This is a genomic window from Pseudomonas frederiksbergensis (assembly GCF_001952935.1).
In the GTDB taxonomy this organism is placed as follows: Bacteria; Pseudomonadota; Gammaproteobacteria; order Pseudomonadales; family Pseudomonadaceae; genus Aquipseudomonas; species Aquipseudomonas frederiksbergensis.
The window spans coordinates 2793639-2808570 of the sequence record NZ_CP018319.1 but is presented as its reverse complement, the minus strand read 5'-3'; the positions used below and the strand labels follow the sequence as shown (position 1 = coordinate 2808570).

The following is a 14932-nucleotide window of genomic DNA, read 5'->3' as shown; positions in this document are numbered from 1 at the left end:
GATGGGCGTCGATCAGGGCGAGTCGATCCGATTCTGGCAAACAGCGCCGCTGGCCGGCGTCGAACTGTTGTCTGCGCGCTACATCGAACACCGCTTCGCGCCCCATGTGCACGACGGGTACGTGATCGGCATGATCATGGCCGGCGCCCAACGCTATCGCTATCGCGGTGCCGAACACCTGGCCGGTAGCGGCACGCTGGTATTGATCAATCCAGACGAACTGCACACCGGCCATAAAGGCACGGAGGATGGTTGGTTGTATCGGGCGTTCTATCCCGACAGCGATCAGATTCTGTCGCTACTCGATGAGTTGGAACTGCCGACCAGCAACTTGCCGGCGTTCGGTGCGACGCTGTATCGCGATCCGGATCTGGTAGAGGGTTTCTGCCAGCTGCATCGTCTGCTGGAAAGTCCGTCCACTGCCTTGCAACAACAAACGGTCTGGCGGGAAATGATGCTGTCGCTGCTGCAACGGCACGCAGCGGTGCCGATTGCAGGCAAGCCGGGCAAGGAACACCGGGCGGTGACGCTGGCCAAGGAGTTGCTGCAAGCACAATTGGCGGCGCCGCCTTCGCTGGAAGAACTGGCAGCGGCAGTCAACCTTTCGCCCTTTCACTTCGCCCGGGTGTTCCGCCGAGCCACGGGCATGCCGCCACACACCTGGCTGATGCAGCAGCGCATCGCTCGGGCGCGGGCGTTGTTGCAGAACGGTTGTTTGCCGCTGGAAGTGGCGACGCAGTTGGGGTTTGCTGACCAGAGTCATCTGAGCCGGCAGTTCAAGCAGGTTTACGGGGTTGGGCCGGGGGCGTATCGAAGTGCCCGGCAACATAAATCTTGATAGCGACGAAGATCCAAATGTGGGAGCGGGCTTGCTCGCGAAGGCGGCGGATCAATCAACATTGATGTCGACTGGCCCACCGCCTTCGCGAGCAAGCCCGCTCCCACAATTGGATCTGTGTTTACTCGCCCTTAGCGATGCCATGCGCAGGATCGTTGATCCACTCGCTCCATGAACCGGCATACAACGAGCCTAACGGATAACCCGCCAGACACAGCGCAAACAAGTTGTGACAGGCCGTCACGCCAGAACCGCAGTACGCCACCAGATCGGTCGGCGAACGATTACCGAGCTTCTCGGCAAAACGCTGCTTGAGCTGATCGGCCGGCAGAAAACGCCCGTCGCTGCCCAGGTTGTCGGTGAACGCCGCACATTGCGCGCCGGGAATGTGCCCGGCAATCGGGTCGATCGGTTCTACTTCGCCCTTGAAACGCGGCAAGCCGCGAGCATCGAGCAGGGTCAGCGCGGGCTGGCCGAGACGCTGCTGGAGCTGTTCGGCGCTCAAGACCAGCGACTTGTCCGGTGTCCCCGTGAAGGTGCCACGCTCAATCTGTGGCGCATCAAGACTCAAGGGCAAACCGGCCGCGTGCCAGGCCTTGAGCCCGCCATCGAGGATGAACACGCCGTCACGTTTACCCAGCCAGGCCAGCAACCACCAGGCCCGCGCCGCGTAGGCACCCGGGCCGTCGTCGTACAAAACCACATCGCTGTCGGCGTTGACGCCCCAGGCTTGCAGACGTTCGATCAAGTCTTCAGGTTCAGGCAACGGGTGGCGCCCGGTCACACCCTTGACCACTGTCCCGCTCAAATCACGCTCAAGATCGGCAAAGCTCGACTCGGCAATATGCCCTTCGGCATAGCTGCGCTGCCCGTAATCCGGGTCTTCGAGGGCAAAACGACAATCCAGAATCACCAGCCCCGGCTGCTCCTTTTTCAGGTCCAACGCTTGCGGGCTGATCAGTTGCGCTATGGGCATAACGGGCTCCTGTGATTAGACGATATTTGATGCAACTGCAGTTTCTAGCCCGCTTCTTCCAACGCTTGGGCCAGTGGCACGTAAAACTCCTCGAACAGTGCGGTCACCGCCGCGCGAGACTGATCCGTGACAAAACCGGCCTCCAGCACCAGCACCTGATACACGCCACGTTTTATGGCCTGCTCGCTCAGGTGATTGGAGTTTTCACGGGTGGTGCACAGAAAACGCACCCAGGACGTCAGGATGATCCAGGCATTGAGCGTCAGGGATTCGATCTGAACCTTGTCCATTTGCAGGATGCCAGCCTCGACGAAGCCCGCGTAGATGTGCGTGCCATGGATCAGACAGCGCTGGGAAAAGCGTCGATAACGGGCGGCCAGGTCCGGATCACTGTCGAGCAGGTGCTCCAGATCACGGTGCAAAAACCGGTAGCGCCACATGGCGGCCAGCAGTTCCTTAAGGTAGAAGCGCTTGTCATCGACCGTGGCGGCACGCCCCTGGGGCGGGCGCAGGAAACTGTCCACCAGGCTTTCGTACTCACTGAACAGCACCGCGATAATCGCCTGCTTGTTGGGGAAGTGGTAGTACAAGTTGCCCGGGGAAATTTCCATGTGGGCAGCGATGTGGTTGGTACTGATGCTGCGCTCACCCTGCTGATTGAACAGCTCCAGGCTGTTCTGCACGATGCGCTCGCTGGTTTTGATCCGAGGGGCCATGGCTTGGGCTTTAATTCAAAGTGCGTTGACGGGCATCTTACGACCTATCCGCGGATGGATAAAACAAAGCTGCGCCAGGATGTCATTTGACTTTCTAGAGCATAGACTCTAAAAAGGCCTTTATTACAATAAATCCGGAGTCGACCGTGACTGCTGACATCGCCTATCTGCAAAACCTGCAGCAGCCTCTGGAAGAACTCCAGACCCTGTTCGACGATCAACGCGCGGCGTACGCCGCCAACCCGATGCCGCCCGCCGCCCAGCGCCAGCAATGGCTGAAAGCCCTGCGCGACCTGTTGAGCAATGAGCGTCAGGCATTGATCGATGCCATCAGCCAGGATTTCAGTCATCGCAGCGCCGATGAAACCCTGCTCGCCGAACTGATGCCCAGCCTGCACGGCATTCACTACGCCAGTCGGCACCTCAAAGGCTGGATGAAGGCGTCGAAGCGCAAGGTCGGGATTGCCTTTCAACCCGCGGCGGCCAAAGTCATTTATCAACCATTGGGTGTGGTCGGGGTGATCGTGCCTTGGAACTACCCGCTGTATCTGGCCATCGGCCCATTGGTCGGCGCGTTGTCGGCAGGCAATCGGGTGATGCTCAAGCTCAGCGAATCGACCCCCGCCACCGGTCTGTTGCTCAAGGAACTGCTGGGCCGAATTTTCCCTCAGGACCTGGTTTGCGTGGTGCTGGGTGAAGCCGATATCGGTGTCGCGTTCTCCAGATTGCGCTTCGATCACTTGCTGTTCACCGGCGCCACCAGCATCGGCAAACACGTGATGCGTGCCGCGGCCGAGAACCTGACCCCGGTGACCCTCGAACTCGGCGGCAAATCCCCGGCCATCGTCTCGCGCGACGTGCCGCTCAAGGACGCTGCCGAACGCATCGCCTTCGGCAAGACGCTCAACGCCGGGCAGACCTGCGTGGCCCCGGACTATGTGCTGGTGCCGGAAGATCGCGTCGGTGCTTTCGTCGAAGCCTATCGTCAGGCGGTTCGCGGGTTTTATCCGACCTTGGTCGACAACCCGGACTACACCGCGATCATCAATGACCGACAATTGGCGCGCCTTAACGGCTACATCAGCGACGCCACCAGCAAGGGCGCGCTGCTGATTCCGTTGTTCGACAAGGGCCAGGGGCGCCGCATGAGCCACAGCCTGCTGCTCAATGTCAGCAACGACATGATCGTGATGCAGGATGAAATCTTCGGTCCGCTGTTGCCGATCGTTCCCTACAAGGATCTGGATCAGGCCTTTGCCTACATCAATGAACGACCTCGTCCGCTGGCCCTGTATTACTTCGGCTACGACAAGCGTGAGCAACACCGCGTACTAAACGAAACCCATTCCGGCGGCGTGTGCCTAAACGACACCCTGCTGCACGTCGCTCAGGACGACATGCCATTCGGCGGTATCGGCGCTTCGGGCATGGGCCATTACCACGGTCATGAAGGTTTCCTGACCTTCAGCAAAGCCAAAAGCGTGCTGATCAAACAGCGGTTCAATGCGGCTAAATTGATCTACCCGCCGTACGGAAAATCCATTCAGAAGCTGATCCAGAAGCTGTTTATCCGCTAACGATCATTCCCATCGGGTAATAACAATAATGAGCCCAAGTCTGTCCGACACACCCGCGCTGTCACGGCGCGGCTTGCTTAAATTCAGCCTGGGTGCCAGCGCTTTTCTCGCCACTGCCGGTTTGGGCGCGAGCCTCAGCGGTTGCTCATCGAGCGCGCCAGCCAGCGGTTTTGCGATTCTGCGCAGCGGTGACTTGCTGTTTCTGCGGGCACTGCTTCCGGTGATGCTCGACGGCGCCGTGGCCGTTGAAAAAATGCCGGCGGCCGTCGCTGAAACCCTGCACTGCCTGGATAACGGTCTGAATCACCTGTCGCCGGAAATGCTCAAGCTGACCCGGCAGCTATTCGATGTGCTGGGAATGAGCATCACCCGCGGACCACTGACCGGGATCTGGGGCCGCTGGGAAAACGCCAGTGCCGACGATATCCGGCACTTTCTCGATCGCTGGGAAAACAGCTCGCTGAGTTTGCTGCGCATGGGCCATAGCTCCTTGATGCAACTGGTGATGATGGCGTGGTACAGCCGGCCGGAGTCATGGGCGCATTGCGGGTATCCCGGGCCGCCTACGGTCTGAAACCGAGTTGACCCAATCGCGAGCAGGCTCACTCCCACAGTGGGCACGCGATCCAATGTGGGAGCGAGCCTGCTCGCGATGACGTCAGCCGCCTCACCATAGAATCCAAAATAAAAAGAGAACCCGAAGATGCCCGTACCCGATCCGTTCCGCGAAGGCCTGGCCCGTGGCTGGAAAACCTACAACGGTTCACAACTGACCCAGGACCTGGCCCTCGAAGCGGACGTGGCGATTATCGGCAGCGGCGCGGGCGGCGGCACCACCGCCGAAATCCTCAGCGCTGCGGGCTACAAGGTATTGCTGATCGAGGAAGGCCCGCTCAAGACCAGCAGCGACTTCAAGATGCTCGAAGACCAGGCCTACACCAGCCTCTATCAGGAAGGCATTGGCCGCATGAGCAAGGACGGCGCGATCACCATCCTTCAGGGCCGCGCAGTGGGCGGCACCACGCTGATCAACTGGACTTCAAGCTTTCGTACGCCGGACCCGACCCTCGACCACTGGGCCAAGGAACACGAGGTCAAAGGCCACACGCCGGCCGAGATGGCGCCGTGGTTCGAGAAAATGGAACAACGCCTGGGCGTCGCGCCCTGGATGATCCCGCCCAACGCCAACAACGACGTGATCCGCAAAGGCTGCGAAAAACTCGGCTATGCCTGGCATGTGATCCCGCGCAACGTGCGTGGCTGCTGGAACCTGGGCTACTGCGGCATGGGTTGCCCGACCAACGCCAAGCAATCGATGCTGGTCACGACCATCCCGGCGGCGCTGGAAAAAGGCGGCGAGTTGCTCTATCTGGCTCGCGCCGAAAAGCTCTTGATCAGCGGCGACAAGGTCACAGGCTTGCACTGCGTAGCGATGGACGACCGCTGCGTCGCACCTACCGGACACACGATCACGGTCAAGGCGCGGCACTACGTGCTGGCCGGCGGCGGGATCAACAGCCCGGCGCTGCTCATGCGCTCCGAGGCGCCCGATCCGCACAAGCGGCTGGGCAAACGGACGTTTCTACATCTGGTGAACATGTCGGCCGGGCTGTTCGATGAGGTGATCAACCCGTTTTATGGCGCCCCACAATCAATCTATTCCGACCACTTCCAATGGCAGGACGGCACCACCGGCAAAATGTCTTACAAACTCGAAGTGCCGCCGCTGCACCCGGCACTGGCGACGACCCTGCTCGGCGGTTTTGGCAAGGAAAACGCCCAGCACATGGAAAACCTGCCCCACACCCACGCCATGCTGGCATTGCTGCGGGACGGCTTTCATCCGGACAGCCCCGGCGGCAGCGTCGAGTTGCGTGGTGACGGCACGCCGGTGCTCGACTATCAGGTTTCACCCTACGCCTGGGACGGATTGCGTCGCTCGTTCCACAGCATGGCCGAGATCCAGTTCGCGGGCGGTGCCAAGGCGGTAATGCCCATGCACGCCGATGCTCGCTACGTGAAAACCCTGGCCGAAGCGCGCACGCTGATCGACGGCCTGAGCCTTGAGCTGTATCGCACACGCCTGGGCAGTGCCCATGTGATGGGCGGTTGCGCCATGGGTGAAGACCCGAAAAACGCCGTGGCCGACAGCCTCGGCCGGCATCATCAACTAGGCAATCTGTCGATTCATGACGGCTCGCTGTTCCCCACCAGCATTGGCGCAAACCCGCAATTGTCGGTCTACGGGCTGACCGCGCAGCTGGCAACTTCTTTGGCCGAACGTTTGAAAAACCCATGAAAATGGAGAATATTCCCATCGTCTATAGTGCTTTCTTACTCAAAAGGCGACTTGGCCGACCGGGAAGGCTGCGATACCATCCGACTCCCCAACGGACTCCCGCCAGGACGACGCGATGAACCGAGTGTTGTACCCAGGTACCTTCGACCCTATTACCAAGGGCCATGGCGATCTGGTCGAACGCGCCGCGCGCCTGTTCGATCATGTGATCATCGCCGTCGCTGCCAGCCCGAAGAAAAACCCGTTGTTTCCCCTGGAACAACGTGTGGCGCTGGCCCGCGAGGTCACTAAACATCTGCCCAACGTTGAAGTCGTCGGCTTCTCGACGTTGCTGGCGCATTTCGCCAAAGAGAAGAACGCCAATGTGTTCCTGCGGGGTTTGCGTGCGGTATCGGACTTCGAATACGAATTCCAGCTGGCCAACATGAACCGTCAGCTGGCACCGGATGTGGAAAGCCTGTTTCTTACTCCGTCCGAGCGTTATTCGTACATTTCCTCGACGCTGGTCCGTGAAATCGCAGCCCTGGGCGGCGATATCACCAAGTTCGTCCACCCTGCGGTGGCAGACGCCCTGACCGAACGCTTCAAGAAGTAACAACCGCTCAAGCGGCGCCCGCGTGCACTGCGGGCGCCAATGCGGCACAATTGCCCGCATTGGTTTATTGCGCCCGGGCCTTCCGTCCCTGGCTGGAGTTAGCATGTCCCTGATCATCACCGACGATTGCATCAACTGCGACGTCTGCGAACCCGAGTGTCCGAACGCCGCCATCTCCCAGGGCGAAGAAATCTACGTGATCGACCCGAACCTGTGCACCCAGTGCGTCGGCCACTACGACGAACCGCAGTGCCAGCAAGTGTGCCCGGTGGATTGCATTCCGCTGGACGAGGCGCATCCGGAGACTGAAGAACAGTTGATGGAGAAGTACCGGATCATTACCGGTAAGGCTTGAATCTGAGGTTTTCGTAGCGCTTATTCGGGCCTCTTCGCGAGCAAGCCCGTTCCCACATTGGATTTGTGATCGACGCACATCCCCTGTGGGAGCGGGCTTGCTCGCGAAGACGTCATCAGCCACACCGAAGATGTAACTGACTTCACTCCGTCTGCTCAAACCCTTCCCCGATACACCCCAGACACCGCACGAACGCCGCTTTCGCCGGGTCGACCACCAACGCCTGTCCCGCATCGCCGATGCCGCCGCCCAGCGCGGTAAACGGCAACGACAGCACAAACGCTCCGGCACCAATCACCGTCGCCACCACCAGCAAAGGTCGGGCAATCAGCAAATCGCCGAGCATGGCGTACGCCGGGGGATTCTGGATGGTGTAGCGCGGGTCGCCACTGCCGGTGTTTGCTGCCAGCGCTGGCGCACCGACGCTCAGCAGCAAAACGACGACAAGGGTTCGAAACAGGTTCATGGCACGGTCCTTGGGCTAGGCAATCAGAACACTGACTATAGACCCTAAGCGTTTCAGCTCTGACAACGTGGGCAAAACACGCTGGCGCGCTGCCCGAGCTTCACTTCCCGAAGTTCCGTGCCACAGACCTTGCAGGGCGCACCGCCACGGCCGTACACGAACAGTTCCTGCTGGAAATAACCCGGCTGACCGTCTCCGCCGATAAAGTCGCGCAGTGTGGTGCCGCCGCGCTCGATAGCGGCCGCCAGGATGCGTTTGATCTCGATCGCCAGTTTCAGATAACGCGCCCGAGAAATGCTTTTGGCCTCACGACGCGGGTCGATACCGGCAGCGAACAACGCTTCGGTTGCGTAGATATTGCCCACGCCGACCACCACCGCGTTGTCCATGATGAACGGCTTGACCGCCATGGATCGTCCGCGGGACTGCTGGAACAAGCGCTCGCCGTCGAACAGGTCGGTCAACGGCTCCGGCCCCAGGCGAATCAACAACTCATGGTTGAGCGGGTCGAGACTCCAGAGCATCGCGCCAAACCGGCGCGGGTCGGTGTAACGCAGGGCCAGGCCGGATTCCAGCTCGATGTCCACATGCTCATGCTTGGCCGCCGGCATGCCGACTTCCACCAGACGCAGATTCCCTGACATCCCCAAATGGCTGATCAGCGTGCCGACTTCGGCATTGATCAGCAGGTACTTCGCGCGTCGCTCCACCAGCACGATGCGCTGGCCAGACAGCCGCACATCCAGGTCTTCGGGAATCGGCCAGCGCAAGCGCCGCTCTCGCACGATCACCCGGCTGACGCGCTGGCCTTCCAGGTGTGGCGCAATTCCGCGGCGGGTGGTTTCGACTTCAGGCAGTTCCGGCATGGCGCTCTCGAATCAGGCTGTGCAACGCTCAGCGGTGAGCGCCAAGGTCACGAATGGTTTGTTTGAGGGACTCGAAGTCGTAGTCCGAGAGACCGACATAATCGAGAACCAGCGGTGCGATGCTGTCCCACTCGTGGTCATCACGCTGGCTGCCCAGCACCCGGAAGGACGCACAAATGTGCTCGGCCATTTTCAGGATCGCCAGCAGGTTTTTCAGCTGACTGTTGCGCGACGACTCATCGCTGAAGATCGCCAACGCATTGTGGTGATTGGCGATGGCGGCGGTCACATGCTCCGGCAGGCGCCAGGATTTGGCGGTGTAATAACCCACCACCGCATGGTTGGTATTGAACACCCGATTCTCGGTATCCACCACCCGGCATTCAGCGCTGGCGCTGGCGTAAGCCTCTTCCAGAACGGTCATGTAGTTGGGGAAGCGCTGGAGCATCAGCGGCACACCGCAGTCATGGAACAGACCCAGGGCGTACGCTTCATCGCCAGCCTGGGTGCCGATGCGCTTGGCCAGGGTCAGGCAGGTCATCGCCACGTCCTGGGCGGTATCCCAGAAACGGTTCAAGGTGACGATGGTGTCGTCGTTCATCTCGCCCTTGATCGACTGCGCGTTGATCAGGTTGATGACCGAGCGGCTGCCCAGCAGGTTCACCGCACGCTGAATCGAGGCAATCTTGTTGCTCAAGCCGTAATACGGCGAATTGACGATTTTCAACAAGGCGCCAGAGAGACCCGGGTCCTGGGAGATCAGCTTCGCGATCACCTCCAGATCCGGATCGGGCATGTACTGTTCCATCTGCAAATCCACCATGATTTGCGGCTGGGCCGGCACGCTGATGCCTTGCAGGGACTGTCGAATCTGTTCGGTGGTCAGCTCTGGGGACATAAGTACACACTCTGGGACAGGCGGCGATTCTAACCCTTATAAAGTTGGATCCGACAGTCAATCAGGCGCAATCCATGTGGGAGCGGGCTTGCTCGCGAAGGCGGCGTGTCAGTCGACATTAATGCTGCTTGGCACCCCGCCTTCGCGAGCAAGCCCGCTCCCACAGGATCAGCACCTTACTGACGGCCCTCATCCGCGTTTCATCGACCACCAAACCCGCCACTCCCTCAACACGCTATACTCCCGCTCTTTTTTCCGGAGCGACGTCATGTCCCTGCCTAGCCTGCGCCTCAAAGCCAACGCCGACCGTCGCCTGCGAAACGGCCACTTGTGGGTCTACAGCAACGAAATCGATGTAGCCGCTACGCCTTTGCACGGTTTCAAGGCCGGCGACCAGGCGATCCTCGAAGCCGCCAGCGGCAAGCCGCTGGGCATCGTTGCCATGAGCCCGAACAACCTGATCTGCGCCCGCCTCTTGTCGCGCGACATCAAGTTGCCGCTGGACAAGTCGCTGCTGGTGCATCGCCTGAACGTCGCGCTGTCCCTGCGCGATCGCCTGTTCGACAAGCCGTTCTATCGCCTGGTCTACGGCGATTCCGACCTGTTGCCAGGCCTGGTGGTCGATCGTTTCGGCGACATCCTGGTGGTACAAATCGCTTCTGCGACCATGGAAGCCCATAAAGAAGACGTGATCGCAGCGCTGACCCAAGTGATCAAGCCTAGCGGCATTCTGTTCAAGAACGACTCCGCTGCCCGTGATGCCGAAGGCCTCAACCGCTACGTCGAAACCGTGTTCGGCCTGGTGCCGGAGTGGGTTGCGCTGGAAGAAAACGGCGTGAAATTCGAAGCGCCCGTCATCCAGGGACAGAAAACCGGCTGGTTCTACGACCACCGCATGAACCGCGCACGCCTGGCACCTTACGCCAAAGGCAAACGCGTACTGGACCTGTACAGCTACATCGGCGGCTGGGGCGTGCAAGCGGCCGCGTTCGGCGCCAGTGAAGTGTTCTGCGTCGATGCATCGGCTTTCGCCCTCGACGGCGTCGAGCGCAACGCCGCGCTGAACGGTTTCGCCGACAAGATGACCTGCATTGAAGGTGACGTGTTCGAAGCCCTGAAAGAGCTGAAAGCCAGCGAAGAGCGTTTCGACGTGATCGTTGCCGATCCTCCGGCGTTCATCAAACGCAAAAAAGACATGAAGAACGGTGAAGGTGCCTACCGTCGCCTGAACGAGCAAGCCATGCGCCTGCTCAGCAAGGACGGCATCCTGGTCAGCGCTTCGTGCTCGATGCACCTGCCCGAGGACGATCTGCAGAACATCCTGCTGACCAGCGCCCGTCACCTGGACCGCAATATCCAGATGCTGGAGCGCGGCGGTCAGGGCCCGGATCACCCGGTTCACCCGGCCATCGCCGAAACCCGCTACATCAAGAGCATCACCTGCCGTCTGCTGCCAAACAGCTGATTTCGCCGGTATGACAGGGAGCCAGTCGGCTCCCTGTTCTGTTATCTGTTATTGAGCTCTCAAATTTCCTACTCCAGCGGTCTTAATGCCTTGCAGGACGTTTCGCTTTGCCTTTTATATTTTCAGATAGAACTTACAAGATTCATTCACCCGTCAGATCAATCCGACAAAATTACTGGAACATTCCTACCCAATCTCCCCTTGATAAGAATTCATTACAAACTATGATTAAGTCGTCACAACGGAGTGACACTTACTATCAACTACAAGGAGTTTAAAACATGAAAGCAATTACTCTGGAAACCAACAAACTCGCCAACCTGGCTTTTCTGGTCGCACCAAAAGCCCGCTAAGTAAATAAAACACTGGGGAGTGCCGGCTACCCAGCGTTTTCTATGGCAAAGACCAGAGTGAGTCGTCAATCATGCAGATAAACCCTTATATATTCATACTTCCTCGCACGCCCGACCAAATAGTCTGGGATTACAAGAACCACAAACAATTCGAATTGAATCTTGAATATTCAGCCCGTCTCGCACAGCTTATCGACAATCCTGAAAAGTTTGATGACAACAACATAATCGACACGCAACTCCTGAATGCGGGAATACTCACATCTTCAATCCAGACGCCACTTGAATGGGGTTGGGATGAACTGTCGAAGATATTTCATATCGGCACCAAGAACATTCCTTGTGAATATATTCCCCAGGATATTAATGAATGGTCGAGACACTATCTGGAGCATTGCGCCGAAGTACTGGCCACTCCTGCCCCGGAGACCAGACGCACAGAGCGCCCGACAACCGAACGAATTGCCCTGCCTCAACCTTCCGGCTTCCCGGCAAAAGCACTTGTAGAGACCTTGATCGACCGAAAGACCTGTCGCTCTTTCACGGGTGAAAGGGTTTCTCTCGACGATGTGGGCACTCTTTTGTATTTGTCCCTTGGCTATCTGCGTGAGCGCGACAACGACATCGACGAAACCATCGCTGAAGGTCTCGGCGCCCGGCGCAGCAGCCCCTCCGGCGGAGGGCTGAATGCCTGTGAAGGTTTTCTTCATGTTCAGAACGTCAAAGGCCTGGATCCCGGGCTCTACGCCTACCACCCTGACGAACATGCGTTGACCTTCGTCAATCCAGTGCCTGATTCGCCCTTGGGTCAGTTGTTGTGTGGACAGCACTTCATCAACAACCTGCCAGTCAGCCTGTTCATCACCGCTCGCTTCGACAAACTGTGGTGGAAATATGAACACTCGCGGGCCTACCGAATGGCTTACGTCGAGGCCGGTCATATTTCCCAGACCTTTCAACTGGTGGCCACCGCACTTGGGTTAAGCACCTGGCTGACGGGTGCACTGGCCGACGACCAGGTCGAAACGTTGCTGGGGATCGAGGACAGCGCCGAACAACCGTTGTTTTTTGTCGGCTGCGGCCAGAGTGACGGGCAAGTGATGTGCAAGGAATTGAAAGCACTGCTAAGCAGCCGGGGGCCACAACAATGACCGAGCCTCGTACAGACGACCTGTCACTGCCCGACGCCTGGGCACAGCGCTACACCCTCGGTGACTGGAACAGCCGAGCTTCGGTACGCACCAGCGAACATTCCTATCAATTGCCATCCGATCTGGAACGGCAACTGGAAACACGACACTGGTTCCCGCCCGCCTTCCTGTCCTACCTGAATCACCCGGTGATCGAAGCCGCCGGCAGCGCGATCATCCATCGATTATCGGCCAACCATCTGGTGTATTTCCTCGACTACACCACCCGGCTCGAACATCGGATCGTCAACCGCTCCGTGGAAACCATCGTCCACGATGAGCTCGGGGTGTCCATCCCCCGCCGAATGAAAACCGCCGCCCTCCAGCTGTATACCGATGAGGGTTATCACGCGCTGTTCTCCAACAGTCTCGCCGAGCAGATCGCCGACCTCTACGGCATGAACCAGCGCCCGGTGATGCCACGTCGCATTACCCGACTGAACGCCTTGCTTGACCAGGCACCTGACAGGCATAAGGCGCTGGCCTGGTTTCTCGTCGGCTTCGTGTCCGAGACCATCATCGCCCGGGAACTGCTCGAGGTTTGCCGCAACGAGCTGGTGTCCAGCGTCCAGGAAATGCTCAGGGACCACCTCACCGACGAGGCCCGGCACAGTCGTTATTTTTGCCAAGTGTTCCACTATCTGTGGCTGACCCTGAACAGCAGCCAACGCACGTTCGCCGCGAAGCTGCTGGTGGACATCATCCTGATGTTCTTTGAGGTCGACGAGCGATGGCTGAAGGGAAGTCTGAACAGCGTGGACCTCGGGGAGAATTGTGTCGCAGAAATCCTCAGTACCTTGACCGGCCCGCAAGCCTGCCTGCAGCGCGCCCGATCAGGTGCAGGCGCGACGCTCCAGGCAATGGAGAAGGCAGGTTTTTTCGACCTGCCGTTTAACCAGCAGCTCTTCGCACAGGCAGGGCTTGTCGATGGATGAAGGAAAATCCGCGGTCAGTGTCAAACACCGCCGCTCTGCCATCACCCTGTTAATGACCATGGTAATGCTCGGGGTCTTCCCTCTGGATGTCCTGCTGCCATCGTTCCCGGCGTTGGCCGAACACTTCCGGACCACCCCAGGCGACATCGCGTTTTCCATCAGCCTGTTTGCCATCGGGATCGCACTGTCCCAACTGCTGGTCGGGCCGCTCTCGGATGTCATCGGGCGTAAAAGTCTGCTGCTGGGTGGAATGGCGGTCTCGATTGTCGGTGCGACAGGTTGCGTGCTGTCCACCGACTACGCCTGGTTCCTGGTGTTCCGGGTGGTGCAGGCCATCGGCTGTGGTTGCTTCGTACTCTCGCAGGCGCTGATCCAGGACCTGTTCGACGGCAAGGAGCGGGATCAACTGCGGATTCTGATGGTTACCGCCAGCGGCATCTTCATTTCCGTCTCGCCACTGGCTGGCACCCTGCTGCAACAGGCACTGGACTGGCCCGCAAGCTTCATTGTCTTTATTGCCCTCGCCGCCGCCGTGTTCCTCAAGGCCTGCTTCTTTCTTGAAAACCGGCACACCGCCACCACCCCGCGCCGAAGCATTCTTCAGTCCTACCGGCGTGTCTGTCGCGATGCAGGGTTCCTCGGCTATTGGCTGATCGCCGCAATCGCCTTCACCTGCCACTTTTCCTTCATTGTCATCTCACCCCTGATCTTCATGGAGCAGTTACAGCTTTCAGCCTACGAGTTTTCCCTGACACTGCTGCTGTATGGCGTGGCCTACATCTTCGGCGGCATTGTCGCTCGAGCCCTCGCCGGGCGGATCGCGGCCCATACACAGATCGTCGTCGGCCTGGGCCTGATCTTCTTCTCAGGGCTGGTGATGCTCTTGCTCTCAAACCTGCTGGGGCTTTCAGCCCTGACCGTGCTGATCCCGATGATCATCTGCACCGCCGGCACGACCATCGTCCGCCCTGTCGCCACCTCCAAAGCCATGGAAGTGTTCCCGGACAATGCCGGCACATCGGCGTCGGCCGGAAACACGCTGGTATTTATCTGCGGTGGCCTGATCAGCGCCCTGATCAATCTCAGTGGAGCCCATCTGCAAACGACTCTGGCGTTGAGTTTCCTCGTCTTGAGCACCGTCGGCGTTTCCTTCAATGCGCTGATCACGCGTCGGCAGCTCTCGTTGAATAGCGGGTGATTCCTGCCGGTCGTCATCCCACACGCCCCGTCAGCGCTGGATCCCCCTTTTCCGGCATTCCCTCCTGACGCCAGCCGTGTAGAATCGCGACATTCATCGCCAGTCATCCCCCGGCGGGTTTATGAGCTCAAGCTGAAGCGCGCGGCGATCCCGCAAAGTTATCGGCAACTTCCGGACACACGGCCATTTCTGAGTGTTCCAGACG

The 14932-nt window shown here is 59.2% G+C and carries 15 protein-coding genes; 10 read left to right on the top strand and 5 right to left on the bottom strand.

Features of this window, described 5'->3' with window-relative positions:
* Position 1: 1 nt before the first annotated feature.
* Positions 2–838 carry an AraC family transcriptional regulator gene (locus PFAS1_RS12955; protein WP_076029415.1) on the top strand — a complete coding sequence of 279 codons (837 nt, stop codon included), beginning with the start codon at positions 2–4 and terminating at the stop codon, positions 836–838.
* 121 nt (positions 839–959) lie between these two features.
* On the opposite strand, the gene PFAS1_RS12950 is transcribed toward PFAS1_RS12955, so the two are convergent.
* Complete coding sequence (locus PFAS1_RS12950) at positions 960–1814, bottom strand: sulfurtransferase (RefSeq protein ID WP_076029414.1); 855 nt, start codon at positions 1812–1814, stop codon at positions 960–962.
* A gap of 44 nt (positions 1815–1858) precedes the next feature.
* Positions 1859–2530 (bottom strand): TetR/AcrR family transcriptional regulator, encoded by a 672-nt coding sequence (locus tag PFAS1_RS12945; RefSeq protein ID WP_074871692.1) that lies wholly within the window; start codon positions 2528–2530, stop codon positions 1859–1861.
* A 146-nt stretch (positions 2531–2676) separates the two neighbouring features.
* On the opposite strand from PFAS1_RS12945, the gene PFAS1_RS12940 reads away from it, so the two are divergent.
* The 5 genes from PFAS1_RS12940 to PFAS1_RS12920 all read left to right on the top strand — a co-directional run bounded on the left by PFAS1_RS12940 (position 2677) and on the right by PFAS1_RS12920 (position 7356).
* Entirely contained in the window at positions 2677–4107 is a 1431-nt protein-coding gene (locus PFAS1_RS12940) for a coniferyl aldehyde dehydrogenase (protein ID WP_076029413.1), read from the top strand.
* A gap of 28 nt (positions 4108–4135) precedes the next feature.
* Entirely contained in the window at positions 4136–4681 is a 546-nt protein-coding gene (locus PFAS1_RS12935) for a twin-arginine translocation pathway signal protein (RefSeq protein WP_076029412.1), read from the top strand.
* A 129-nt stretch (positions 4682–4810) separates the two neighbouring features.
* Positions 4811–6406: a GMC family oxidoreductase gene (locus tag PFAS1_RS12930; protein WP_076029411.1), complete on the top strand. Its 1596-nt coding sequence runs from the start codon at positions 4811–4813 to the stop codon at positions 6404–6406.
* Positions 6407–6521: 115 nt separating this feature from the next.
* Positions 6522–7001: a pantetheine-phosphate adenylyltransferase gene (gene coaD, locus PFAS1_RS12925; protein ID WP_074871700.1), complete on the top strand. Its 480-nt coding sequence runs from the start codon at positions 6522–6524 to the stop codon at positions 6999–7001.
* A 103-nt stretch (positions 7002–7104) separates the two neighbouring features.
* Positions 7105–7356 (top strand): YfhL family 4Fe-4S dicluster ferredoxin, encoded by a 252-nt coding sequence (locus PFAS1_RS12920; RefSeq protein WP_038358877.1) that lies wholly within the window; start codon positions 7105–7107, stop codon positions 7354–7356.
* Positions 7357–7498: 142 nt separating this feature from the next.
* On the opposite strand, the gene PFAS1_RS12915 is transcribed toward PFAS1_RS12920, so the two are convergent.
* From PFAS1_RS12915 to PFAS1_RS12905, 3 genes are read right to left on the bottom strand one after another with little or no spacing between them, the layout of a single operon-like run.
* Positions 7499–7822 carry a multidrug transporter gene (locus PFAS1_RS12915; protein ID WP_076029410.1) on the bottom strand — a complete coding sequence of 108 codons (324 nt, stop codon included), beginning with the start codon at positions 7820–7822 and terminating at the stop codon, positions 7499–7501.
* Between the two features lie 53 nt (positions 7823–7875).
* A complete protein-coding gene (gene mutM / locus PFAS1_RS12910) occupies positions 7876–8688 on the bottom strand; it encodes a bifunctional DNA-formamidopyrimidine glycosylase/DNA-(apurinic or apyrimidinic site) lyase (protein WP_074871703.1) in 813 nt (270 codons plus the stop codon).
* A gap of 28 nt (positions 8689–8716) precedes the next feature.
* Positions 8717–9532 (bottom strand): HDOD domain-containing protein, encoded by an 816-nt coding sequence (locus tag PFAS1_RS12905; RefSeq protein ID WP_198044981.1) that lies wholly within the window; start codon positions 9530–9532, stop codon positions 8717–8719.
* Between the two features lie 322 nt (positions 9533–9854).
* Between PFAS1_RS12905 and PFAS1_RS12900 the strand changes: the two genes are divergently transcribed.
* From PFAS1_RS12900 to PFAS1_RS12885, 4 genes are all read left to right on the top strand, one after another.
* The gene (locus PFAS1_RS12900; protein ID WP_033060516.1) at positions 9855–11051 is read left to right on the top strand and encodes a class I SAM-dependent rRNA methyltransferase; all 1197 of its coding nucleotides are present in this window, start codon (positions 9855–9857) and stop codon (positions 11049–11051) included.
* A gap of 424 nt (positions 11052–11475) precedes the next feature.
* The gene (locus tag PFAS1_RS12895; protein WP_076029408.1) at positions 11476–12555 is read left to right on the top strand and encodes a SagB family peptide dehydrogenase; all 1080 of its coding nucleotides are present in this window, start codon (positions 11476–11478) and stop codon (positions 12553–12555) included.
* Positions 12552–13529 carry a diiron oxygenase gene (locus PFAS1_RS12890; protein ID WP_076029407.1) on the top strand — a complete coding sequence of 326 codons (978 nt, stop codon included), beginning with the start codon at positions 12552–12554 and terminating at the stop codon, positions 13527–13529. Before PFAS1_RS12895 ends, PFAS1_RS12890 begins: the two co-directional genes overlap by 4 nt.
* Entirely contained in the window at positions 13522–14727 is a 1206-nt protein-coding gene (locus PFAS1_RS12885) for a multidrug effflux MFS transporter (protein ID WP_076029406.1), read from the top strand. Before PFAS1_RS12890 ends, PFAS1_RS12885 begins: the two co-directional genes overlap by 8 nt.
* The last annotated feature ends 205 nt before the right edge of the window (positions 14728–14932 follow it).

Excerpts from the sequence above, each read along its gene's own strand:
- PFAS1_RS12955 (WP_076029415.1), top strand. The coding sequence starts at position 2 with ATGGGCGTCGATCAGGGCGAGTCGATCCGATTCTGGCAAACAGCGCCG.
- PFAS1_RS12950 (WP_076029414.1), bottom strand. The coding sequence starts at position 1,814 with ATGCCCATAGCGCAACTGATCAGCCCGCAAGCGTTGGACCTGAAAAAG.
- PFAS1_RS12945 (WP_074871692.1), bottom strand. The coding sequence starts at position 2,530 with ATGGCCCCTCGGATCAAAACCAGCGAGCGCATCGTGCAGAACAGCCTG.
- PFAS1_RS12935 (WP_076029412.1), top strand. The coding sequence starts at position 4,136 with ATGAGCCCAAGTCTGTCCGACACACCCGCGCTGTCACGGCGCGGCTTG.
- PFAS1_RS12930 (WP_076029411.1), top strand. The coding sequence starts at position 4,811 with ATGCCCGTACCCGATCCGTTCCGCGAAGGCCTGGCCCGTGGCTGGAAA.
- coaD (WP_074871700.1), top strand. The coding sequence starts at position 6,522 with ATGAACCGAGTGTTGTACCCAGGTACCTTCGACCCTATTACCAAGGGC.
- PFAS1_RS12920 (WP_038358877.1), top strand. The coding sequence starts at position 7,105 with ATGTCCCTGATCATCACCGACGATTGCATCAACTGCGACGTCTGCGAA.
- PFAS1_RS12915 (WP_076029410.1), bottom strand. The coding sequence starts at position 7,822 with ATGAACCTGTTTCGAACCCTTGTCGTCGTTTTGCTGCTGAGCGTCGGT.
- mutM (WP_074871703.1), bottom strand. The coding sequence starts at position 8,688 with ATGCCGGAACTGCCTGAAGTCGAAACCACCCGCCGCGGAATTGCGCCA.
- PFAS1_RS12900 (WP_033060516.1), top strand. The coding sequence starts at position 9,855 with ATGTCCCTGCCTAGCCTGCGCCTCAAAGCCAACGCCGACCGTCGCCTG.
- PFAS1_RS12895 (WP_076029408.1), top strand. The coding sequence starts at position 11,476 with ATGCAGATAAACCCTTATATATTCATACTTCCTCGCACGCCCGACCAA.
- PFAS1_RS12890 (WP_076029407.1), top strand. The coding sequence starts at position 12,552 with ATGACCGAGCCTCGTACAGACGACCTGTCACTGCCCGACGCCTGGGCA.
- PFAS1_RS12885 (WP_076029406.1), top strand. The coding sequence starts at position 13,522 with ATGGATGAAGGAAAATCCGCGGTCAGTGTCAAACACCGCCGCTCTGCC.